At 40.0% G+C, this 7,179-nt stretch carries 6 protein-coding genes; 3 read left to right on the top strand and 3 right to left on the bottom strand.

What is annotated here, in order from left to right:
- Positions 1 to 284 precede the first annotated feature (284 nt).
- Positions 285 to 1,037 carry a GntR family transcriptional regulator gene (locus V7137_RS19675; RefSeq protein ID WP_335699643.1) on the top strand — a complete coding sequence of 251 codons (753 nt, stop codon included), beginning with the start codon at positions 285 to 287 and terminating at the stop codon, positions 1,035 to 1,037.
- A 91-nt stretch (positions 1,038 to 1,128) separates the two neighbouring features.
- On the opposite strand, the gene V7137_RS19670 is transcribed toward V7137_RS19675, so the two are convergent.
- From V7137_RS19670 to ttdA, 3 genes are all read right to left on the bottom strand, one after another.
- A complete protein-coding gene (locus tag V7137_RS19670; RefSeq protein WP_335699642.1) occupies positions 1,129 to 1,926 on the bottom strand; it encodes a fumarylacetoacetate hydrolase family protein in 798 nt (265 codons plus the stop codon).
- A gap of 89 nt (positions 1,927 to 2,015) precedes the next feature.
- Entirely contained in the window at positions 2,016 to 2,627 is a 612-nt protein-coding gene (ttdB, locus tag V7137_RS19665; protein WP_335699641.1) for a L(+)-tartrate dehydratase subunit beta, read from the bottom strand.
- Complete coding sequence (gene ttdA / locus V7137_RS19660; protein WP_335699640.1) at positions 2,624 to 3,535, bottom strand: L(+)-tartrate dehydratase subunit alpha; 912 nt, start codon at positions 3,533 to 3,535, stop codon at positions 2,624 to 2,626. The genes ttdB and ttdA overlap by 4 nt, the downstream gene beginning before the upstream one ends.
- A gap of 621 nt (positions 3,536 to 4,156) precedes the next feature.
- Between ttdA and V7137_RS19655 the strand changes: the two genes are divergently transcribed.
- Together V7137_RS19655 and V7137_RS19650 are read left to right on the top strand one after the other, a co-directional pair.
- Positions 4,157 to 5,503: an MFS transporter gene (locus V7137_RS19655; protein WP_335699639.1), complete on the top strand. Its 1,347-nt coding sequence runs from the start codon at positions 4,157 to 4,159 to the stop codon at positions 5,501 to 5,503.
- 242 nt (positions 5,504 to 5,745) lie between these two features.
- On the top strand, positions 5,746 to 6,846 hold the full coding sequence (locus V7137_RS19650) for a glycerophosphodiester phosphodiesterase (RefSeq protein WP_335699638.1): 1,101 nt from the start codon (positions 5,746 to 5,748) through the stop codon (positions 6,844 to 6,846).
- Positions 6,847 to 7,179 lie beyond the last annotated feature (333 nt).

Below are 7,179 nucleotides of genomic sequence, written 5' to 3'. Positions count from 1 at the left end.
ATTCCTAATAATATCATTTTGAATTGAAAATTCTTAATAAAGCCCTTAAGAAAAAAATAGTATTATCTGTTTAGTTCCTTAATTTCGTGAAAAAGCTTATTCTAACAAAGATAACCTAATTAGAATAATAGTGTTAAATTAATACTGTCATGTTCTGCTCTTTATTGAGTTTATGATTGTTTATCTGTTATGATTTCTTAGTAGAGCCGTTTTTTTTGTAATATTACGGACGCTTTTAATTAGTGTAATGTTATCTTAATCAATTTGGGAAGTGTGTTTAAAGTATGAATACGCCAGATGAACTTGTAACCGCAGATGTTGATTTGAAAGAACTCGATTATTCTGCTCTTTCTCAAAACATTCATTCATTTTTAAATAGTTTAGATAAAAATGGGGAATCACGCTTACCGCAACTTGCCTATCTTGCAACACGACATGCCATACGACAACTTCAACTCCCTCCAGGCCAAACCGTATTAGAGAGGGAAATGGCTGAAATTTTGGGTATGAGTAGAACTCCAGTTCGTGAAGCTCTTGTGCGTTTAGAGATGGAGGGATGGGTTCGGCTCATACCGCGTCGCGGGTTTGTTGTAGCACCCATTATAGCGGATGATCTCCAACAAATATATGAAGTGGTAGAAGCACTTGATGGAATTGCTGGCAGCCTGGCTGCCAAACGTGCCACACCTGAAGAATTAGACAAACTTGATCATTTGATTGAGGAGCAGGAAAAAGCACTAGCATCAGAAGATCTACTGGCATGGACTGACCTTGATGAGCAATTTCATCAACTTATTGTCGATTTAGCCCGAAATCCCCGTCTAAGAGGGGTGATGGATAGTCAATCTGATCAACTATATCGTGCTCGATTATATACGATTAAGCTTCGACCTGAACCAACACGCTCGATAATGGACCACAAGGCCATTGTTAGTGTAATGCGGGCAGCAGAACCGGATGCTGCACGTTCGATGTTACAATCCCACCGTTATAGAGCCCGTAGTGAAATATTACAAATTATCCGATCTATGTCTTAATTAGTGAAAAATAACTAAAATCCATCCTTTTTAAAAGAAAAGGGCTGCAGCGATTTGTAAGAAATCCGCTGCAGCCTCGGTTTAGATTAAGCTATATTACATAATTACATAGTTTCCCGATATTCTCTACTTCCACAGAAACAACATCACCTGACTTCATGGGACAGCTGCCAGAAGGTGAACCAGTAGCCAAAACATCACCTGGCTCTAGTGTCATAACCTGTGAAATCCAACTGATAAGGAAAGGGATGGAAAGGGACATTTGATTCGTATTACCATCTTGGACGACTTTGCCGTTTAATGTTGTGATTATTTGTAAATTAGTTGGGTCGATACCTGTCACGATACATGGGCCCAATGGACCAAAAGTGTCAAACCCCTTGCCACGTGTAAACTGGGGATCCTTTTTTGTAAGATCTCTAGCTGTTACATCATTAAATATCGTACAGCCAAAAACATAATCCAATGCTTCTTCTTCTTTTATATTTTTCCCGCGCTTACCAATAACAAGTGCCACTTCGCCCTCCAATTCCACCTGTTTGGTTAATTCACTTGATGGAAGAACGATTTCCCCTTGATCTGGAATCAAGGAAGATGTTGGCTTTAAAAACAAAAAGGATTCATTGAGATTGGCCTTTCCCCCGGTCTCTTTTGCATGTTCAGAATATGTCCAGCCGAAATTAACCACTTTTGAGGGTGCCACAGGCTCCAAAATTTTCACATCATTATATTTAATTCTTACGCCATCATATTTTAGAACATTGTTAACAACTTCAGTAAAATTACTGGACAATTGTAAAATTTCATCATCCTCTACGATTCCGTAATACACTCTACCATCAGCATTCTGATAGCGAACAATCGTTTGTGTTTTTTGTAGTACCTGCATGACCATACCCTACCAACTCCATCTATAGATTAACCGCATCTGACATATCTTTACTATGGTTAAACCAAGAGCCTATTTCATAGAAATACTTACTTAATAAATTGAACCTGCTTGCTGATTAACTCAATTTGTTCGTCCTTCTTTTTATTGAACTCCACCTTATTTTCTTCAAAGATGTTATTTCCCTCTGCGTCAATGGAAACAATCAGAGGACCGAACTCATTCACTTCACATACCCAAAGAGATTCAGGCATTCCGAGGTCTTTCCAATGTACTTCACTGATTTGTTCAACCTTTGTTGCAGCAAAAACAGCATTACCAGCTGGAAATACGAGGTGCAGTGCTTTATGAGTCTTGCATCCTTCTTCTGTGTTCTTCCCCATTCCACCTTTTCCAACAATGAGTTTCACACCTGTTTCCTCGATAAATTCTTTTTCAAACTTTTCCATTCTCATACTGGTTGTGGGGCCAATAGAGACAATCTCGTATTCATCATTTCCAAGGCTTCTAACAATCGGACCAGCATGAAAAATAGCTTTACCCCTAAGATCCACAGGTAATGGAATTTTTTCTTCAATAAGCCTTCTGTGTGCCACATCTCTGCAAGTAACAATGGTCCCCGTTAGGTAGATAATGTCTCCAATTCGGATATCCTTAAGATCTTCGTCTTTTATAGGTGTTGTTAATACTTTCTTACTCATAGTGTTGCCCCCTCGTGAGTACTAATTTCATAGTTCAAATTACGGTCAAAGGTGATCTTTCCTCTTCTATGGGACCAGCATCCTGTATTAACTGCAACTCCAATAGTAGAAGGATGCCTTGCCGTATTCACAACATTTACACCCATGACGGATTTAGAGCCCTTTAGTCCCTGAGGTCCAAGGCCAATCGCGTTAATTCCATCCTCAAGAAGCTTTTCCATCTTAGCAGCGTTTTCATTTTCATTATGACTTCCAACAGGTCTCATAAGGGCTAATTTTGAATTTAAGGCAGCTGTTTCAACAGAAGTACCGACGCCAACACCTACAAGAAGTGGAGGGCAAGCATTAAGTCCATAACTTGTCATGCGATCAAGTACAAATTTAACCACACCTTCATAGCCTTCGCCTGGCATTAAAACCGTTGCCACTCCAGGAAGGGTACATCCGCCTCCTGCCATGTAAGTATAGATTTCCACTTTGTCACTGTCTTCTTCAATTTCCCAAAAGATACTAGGTGAGCCGTTCCCGATGTTTTTTCCAGTATTGTATTCATCGAATGTCTCTACCGAATTGTGACGCAAAGGGGTTTCTTTGGTTGATTGATAGACACTATCTTTTAGAATGCTATCCAATTGCCCAATTAAGGGGAAGTTCTGTCCGCACTTTACAAAAAACTGAAGAACACCTGTATCCTGGCATGAAGGTCTCTTTAACTCAAAGGCTAACTTCTGGTTATCAAACATAGTTTTGTAGATGATTTTTGCAAGAGGATTATTTTCCTCTTCACTCAACTCTTTCAGTTTCTTTTCGACATCATCAGGAAGTTTGTAGCTGACAAGTGATATAAACTTGGACATCAGGTTCGTCATCTTTTCTTTTTGCTGTACCTTTTCCATCATCGCGTTCATAATATCTCTCCTTTTTATGTTTAATTCGTGAATCAGTTAAGCAAGTGATTGTGTGCATGACTTTATACGTCAATTATTAAACAATGTATACATTAACGTCAATACATTTTGTTAAAATTAAAATCTATTTCGTTATATAAATTTCATTAAAGAATAAGATATTCAGTGAAAAAATGTGGTAAATACTTTGATTTAACACGTTTTTTACTAGGTTTCTATCGTGCGACTAAATTTTAAAATTATGTGAATTTTTCAAAAAACGTTGACAATAACGTATACATTAAGTGATAATCGCTGTAAGGGTTTTCACTAAAAGTGTAAATTGAATATGCGAAAGAAGGGGGGGATCAGATGTCTGGCCAACATATTTGTAATGCAACGATCCCATGAGACGGTAGGGTGATACGTAAAGAGAAGTTTCATAGGTGAAAACTCTGATAGAGTATATTCCGGTTTGGTGATAGAATCTTTTTAATAGATTGTCACCCAATTCTCGAAATCAACTAAAATAAGATTTATATTTGTCAGGTTGTTACCATAACTGCTTTCGAAAAAGACCAGTATATCCAAGGGTAATGTTCGACATAAGTTGGAAATGATATCTTTTAGGGGTGGAATTTTATGAGTGTTAACATGCAAGAATTGAAAGCGATTACTAAAAAGACTAATGTACGTTATTTGACTTTGGCTATCTTATTTATCACGACTGCAGTTAACTATATCGACCGTTCGGCGCTAAGTGTTGCTGCCCCTGTAATGAACAAAGATCTACAATTGGATGCGTTGTCACTAGGAATCGCCTTCTCTGCGTTCAACTGGGCCTATGCTTTTCTGCAAATTCCAGGTGGATGGTTATTGGATCGATTTGGAGCCCGTGTTGTTTACGGCGTAGGGTTGTTCGTATGGTCACTATTTACCTTTTTTCAAGGATGGGTTAGTGGTTTTCTTATGTTATTCGTTCTAAGATTTGTTGTAGGGGTTGCAGAAGCTCCTTCGTTTCCGGGAAACAGCCGATTGACCGCCATGTGGTTTCCTCAAAATGAACGCGGCAGGGCAGTTTCCGTCTATAATTCTGCTCAATTTTTTGGAATTGCTTTGTTTACGCCTGTAATGGCTTGGCTTTTACAGAGTTATAGTTGGCACGTGGTTTTTTATGTTGCAGGGTTGGCTGGAATTGTGGTGTCGGTGTTTTGGTATAAGCATGTCCATGAGCCGAAGAAACATCCAAAAGCTAATCAGGCCGAAATTGACTATATCCTTGAAGGTGGCGGCTTGGCGAATGCAGGGGATAAACCTATCAAAATCAGGTGGGCCCATGTTAAACTGCTGTTGACCAACCGACAAATGATCGGAATCTATATTGCGCAATTTTGCCTCAATACGATTCTTTGGTTCTTCTTAACCTGGTTCCCTACCTACCTAGTTCAAGAAAAACATATGTCCATGCTCAAGGTTGGATTTATGGCTTCGATCCCATATGCAGGGGCCTTTTTAGGAGGAATCGTTGGCGGATATTTATCCGATTACTTGTTAAAGCGTGGAAAGTCCCTTGGTGCAGCACGTAAAACACCGATTATCATCGGATTCCTTTTTTCGAGTGTTGTTGTCTTGGCTAACTATACTTCTTCTGCGGCGCTCATCATGCTTATCATGTCGGTTTCTTTTTTCGCCAAAGGGATGGCTGGAGCAACCTGGACGCTTGTTGGCGATATGTCTCCAAAAGAACTCATTGGACTCAACGGTGGAATCTTTAATACATCAGGTAACTTGGCCGGTATCGTGATTCCGATCGTTGTTGGATATATTTTGAGTACAACACATTCCTTTAGTGCCGCCTTATTCTTTATTGGCGCAGTATTGTTAATCGGAGCATTATCTTACATCTTCATCGTGAACAAAGTTGAACGGATCGAATTACCCCCTGAGTTGAAAGAGGAAAAGCACCCTCAAATAAAATTACAAACATAAGGAAAGTTCAAGCACATAAAAAGGCTGACCTATATTGGTCAGCCTTTCATCATATCAGAGGGGTATCTACCAAATTTCTATTATGTTTAGTTAAGGAAGGGTTAATAATTGAGTAAGCTGATAGAATCATGATAAACTACCTAATTTTCTTTACCATTTCTTATTATGTTTTTAATAGAGAATTTACTCTGTTCAACTAGACTTATAAAGTAATATATTTATAAGTTTTGGGGGTTCAGAAAATGAATAAGAAAAAGTTTTTATTAGCAACGATTACTGCACTTATGGTTTCTACTGCCGCCATACAAATGCCGGCAAAAACAGCTTCTGCTGCTGAGAACCTTTCCTGGTCAAACGGCCTTAAGGCTTACGGGCCCAAAGGTTTCGACCTTCAGGCACACAGGGGGGGACTCGGGCTTACCTCTGAATCTACTATCGCGTCATTTTCTCACGCTCTCGAACTCGGTGTTAGCACACTTGAGTTGGACGTGCAGATTACTGAGGACCACCAGGCTGTTATCACACACGACCGTAAGATCTCTGGTGCGAAGTGCCAAGACACTGCACCTGCTTTCGCAGGTGATCCTGAGTATCCCTACGTCGGCAAGTATATTAAAGATCTTACCCTTGCCCAGGTGCGCACTCTGGACTGCGGTTCGCTAAAGTTATCGCAATTTCCGGAGCAAAAGCTAAGCCCTGGTGCACGTATGCCGCTTTTGACTGAAGTGTTTGACCTTGTTAAAAGGTATCACGCTAATAAGGTGTGGATGAACATTGAGACAAAGGTAGAGGCTGGGGCACCAGAGGAAACGGCTCCCCGTGAAGAGTTTGTACAGATTGTTGCACGCCAGGTTCGGGAGGCAGGAATGCTGCACCGGGTATCAATCCAAAGCTTTGACTGGGGTTCGCTCATGCGGATGCACGAGGTTGAACCACGCCTGCCACTCGTGGCGCTGACTAACGGTCCGCAATTCCTCCAGCCTGGTCAGCCAGGAGCTTCACCTTGGTTAGGTGGAATCGATATCGACGATTTTGGGGGTGACATGGTAGCGGCAGCCCATTCTTTTGGGGCGGATGCCATCTCCCCTGTACACGGTTTCCCTCAAAACGGCAAAATTACTGATGAGAACTATCAGCCATATGTGACCAAGGCAATGGTCCAGGAAGCCCGTAAGTACGGCATGAAGGTTATCCCATGGACAGTAGATGACGAGCCAACTATGAAAAAGCTTATCGACGACGGTGTAGATGGAATCATCACCGACTACCCTGATCGTTTGCGTTTAGTTATGGAGCAGCACGGTTTTGAACTGCCAAAGAGCTACTCGGCTCCAAAAGAGTAAGATATATAATTATCACTTATAGCGACGGAAATTCTTCCGTCGTTTTTTATTTTTCAAAATTCAAGCAAAATGATGGCTAAATACACAGAAAACAGGCATAACATCGTTATGCCTGTTTTAATAATAAATGCTCTCCTTAATAGGGGTTTTAATCATGTTTAATAGTTTAATTATCAAATAGTATGTTTTGTTAGTTTGCCCAAGTTAAGCAAATATTTAAGGATGATTGAATTTACTAAATAATTTTCAGAAAACGTTCCAAGTATGACTTAAAAGTCGAATAAATTCGAGTTTAATTTAAGAAGGAATTATATTCTAAATATAGAAATAAGG

Source organism: Neobacillus drentensis (assembly GCF_036962765.1).
Taxonomy (GTDB): domain Bacteria; phylum Bacillota; class Bacilli; order Bacillales; family Cytobacillaceae; genus Neobacillus; species Neobacillus drentensis_C.
Note: the sequence above shows the minus strand (reverse complement) of the source record. Positions and strands in the feature narration are given on the sequence as shown.